This window comes from Psychrobacillus sp. (assembly GCF_032154225.1).
Taxonomy (GTDB): domain Bacteria; phylum Bacillota; class Bacilli; order Bacillales_A; family Planococcaceae; genus Psychrobacillus.
Genome location: NZ_JALDYF010000043.1, coordinates 1 through 2,776, shown reverse-complemented (window position 1 = coordinate 2,776; position 2,776 = coordinate 1). Strand labels below are relative to the sequence as shown.

The 2,776-nt window shown below is 36.0% G+C and carries 2 protein-coding genes and 1 pseudogene; 1 reads left to right on the top strand and 2 read right to left on the bottom strand.

The features are described from left to right. Together blaI and RUH95_RS21480 are read right to left on the bottom strand one after the other, a co-directional pair. Positions 1-361: penicillinase repressor BlaI (gene blaI / locus RUH95_RS21485; protein WP_313894943.1), on the bottom strand; the 361-nt coding region annotated here is incomplete at its 3' end. A gap of 43 nt (positions 362-404) precedes the next feature. Beyond that, positions 405-2,177 carry a BlaR1 family beta-lactam sensor/signal transducer gene (locus RUH95_RS21480; protein ID WP_313894942.1) on the bottom strand — a complete coding sequence of 591 codons (1,773 nt, stop codon included), beginning with the start codon at positions 2,175-2,177 and terminating at the stop codon, positions 405-407. A 361-nt stretch (positions 2,178-2,538) separates the two neighbouring features. Here RUH95_RS21480 and RUH95_RS21475 point away from each other — a divergent pair. Next, positions 2,539-2,776, top strand: a pseudogene (locus RUH95_RS21475) (class A beta-lactamase); the annotation flags it as partial.

Genomic DNA, 2,776 nt, shown 5'->3' with positions numbered 1-2,776 from the left:
TCAAAATGGAACGTAATTCTTTAATATCCGTTTCCGACAAGGAATCATCCTCCACGAACTGAACTAACATCGACTTTAACGTCCCACCATAGATTCGTTTAATAAATGAACGTGCTTCGGCTCTCTGACATTCATCTTGCGAATAAAGCGGGAAAAAAGTATAGACTCTCTGATCTTTATTAACCCCTATCACTTTTTTGTGAACGAGACGATCCAAAAGAGTGCGTACGGTTTTCGGCTTCCAATCAATTTTCTCCTGCAAGGAGGATATAACGTCATTGGCCGTTTGTGGAGCCTTTTCCCACAGGACATTCATTACTTCCCATTCTGATTCTGAAATATTTGGGATTTCTTTCGTCAACCTTATTCCCCTCCTTCTCTTGAATGACGACTTCCTTTTATCGTTAATAGATTCCTTTATCTTTTAAAATTGATAACGTGATTTCCGCTGCCTTGCTTCCATAACTATTATCTTCATTTTGTATATTTGTTGCAAAGAAATAAGTATTGTCCTCAGTCTCTACATATCCAATGAACCAGCCGTTTACATTCTTGCCATTAACATTGCCCGTACCTGTTTTCCCAGAGAGGCGGTAACCATCGTATCCCTCTAAAATTAGGGAATCTTTAACCGCTTGGATATTCTTGTCCTCGAATCCAAATTGATTTGTATAAAACGCTACTAGCAATTGGACCTGTTCAACTGGAGATATCTTTAATGAAGATTCCAGCCAATAGTCTTGTCCACCAGAAAGATCATCATTTCCATAGCCCATCTGTTCCACATACGCTTTTGTAATTTCCCGTGGGATTTTTTCGTCCACTTCTTGAAAATACCAGGTCACTGAATTTTTCATGGCCGTTGATAAGTTTTGGTCTGTATTCCAAGATACATAAGGATATTTCGTTCCATTCCATTTCATCGTGGAATTGTCACTTGTTATCACATCTGATTCCAATCCAATTAATGCACTATATATTTTGTAAGTAGAATTCGGAGAAACTCTTAGCGTGCTTTTATCCTCATTATAAATACGATATTGACCAGCTTCCAAGTCATATAAGACAAAGCTTCCATCGTACCCATCAAAATAAGAGCTTAAATCCTCATAAACCGTGTCTTCATTATTAAAATCGTAGTGGTCATTCGTAGTGGCCATTGCGGAAATAAATGGTACCTGACTCGCTACAAATACACCTATCAATGTAAAGATTGAAATACTCTTCAACTTCATCCACTTTGACTCAATTGTAAAGGATGCGATTCTTTCAATCCGCTTTTTCATTTGCTCCTTTGAACCGTTAAACTGATTGGCCAAAGCAAAATCTTTAGAGTGGGATGTCATAGCTGCGAAATTAATAATCGCATTCCCGTAATCTAGGTGACAATGCTCATCTAAAGATTTCAAAACAGCTATGTCACAAGCTATCTCACGATCCAATCTCATTTTTTTAAAAGCAATCCATACGAGTGGATTAAACCAATACAAAATTTGATAAATAATCATGAGATAATTTGTTGCTATATCTTTGTATTTATAGTGATGCAGTTCATGCATAAAAATATATTCGATATCTTTTATAGACATCCATTCGTCAAGATGTTTCGGCAGCACAACATACGTCTTAAACAGACCGAATGTCATTGGAGATTTGACAAGGGATGATTCTCCAACGGTTAAAGGTTTAGATATATGTAAATGATGCTTGCATCGTTCAAATAAGTGTACAACGTCTTGATTGTTCAAGACTGTTGTCGTATTTTTGATTTTCCTTACTTTGAACCACGCATGTAGGAATAGAACAGCCATAACGAGCATGCCTGCAATCCAAATAGTTGTTAATCCGACAGTTAAAAACTTCAGATTAAGTTGATTGACAGGTATTGCAAAGTCCTGCATCCAGTTTACGTTACTAAGCCTTGAACCTTCAACGGTGCTTATAGAGGAGTCGCCGACTTTATTGCTTTGATTTATATGAAAAAAAATAAAAGGATTTTTAAAATGAATCAATTGCTTAGGTATAAATGGAAGCGTTAATGCGATCAATAATAAAAACCATAGATTGTATTGCCATTTTGCTGAAAGCTGCTTAGAGAATAATCTCCTAATAAGCAAAATAACCACTATCGTAATAGTAGATACAAAAAAACTTGTGATTAAATGGGTGAAAAACATACTTCTTAACCTCCTTTTCCCGAAGTACCACGATTAATGCTTTACATTCAGCTGATTCCCTTCAAGAAAATTCAACAACCCTATCCATTGGTACTCGAAGTTTAACACTTCATTACAATCTTATCAATTCATCATTTTTCCGAAATGGACTTTATGATTTTTTCCTTAACGGTAGAGTGAGGATTTTTTTAGTTTAACAGGTTGACATTTTTCGATTACAATTGTAATATCAGACTACAGTTGTAGTCAACATTGAGAGGAGGTAAATATTTGTTCGGCTACATCTGTGAGTTTAGATTGGTGCTGTAAGTAATGAAACAGTAACTAACTAACAGATAAAAACTAGAAAGAGGTTATGAATGTGATAAAAACATATAAACACAAATTCAGCATGCAGCATTTTACATTGCTCATGTTATTGGTCGCAGCGCTTACACTTACTGCTTGCACGGAGAAAGACAAGCCGTCTAAAGAGGAGAATGAAGTAGGACAAACAGTAAATATAGATGAAAAGTTTAGCCAACTCGAGAATGAGTTTGATGCACAGATTGGTGTCTATGCCATTGATACAGGCTCGAATGAAACCATTGAATATAAAC

Excerpts from the sequence above, each read along its gene's own strand:
- RUH95_RS21480 (WP_313894942.1), bottom strand. The coding sequence starts at position 2,177 with ATGTTTTTCACCCATTTAATCACAAGTTTTTTTGTATCTACTATTACG.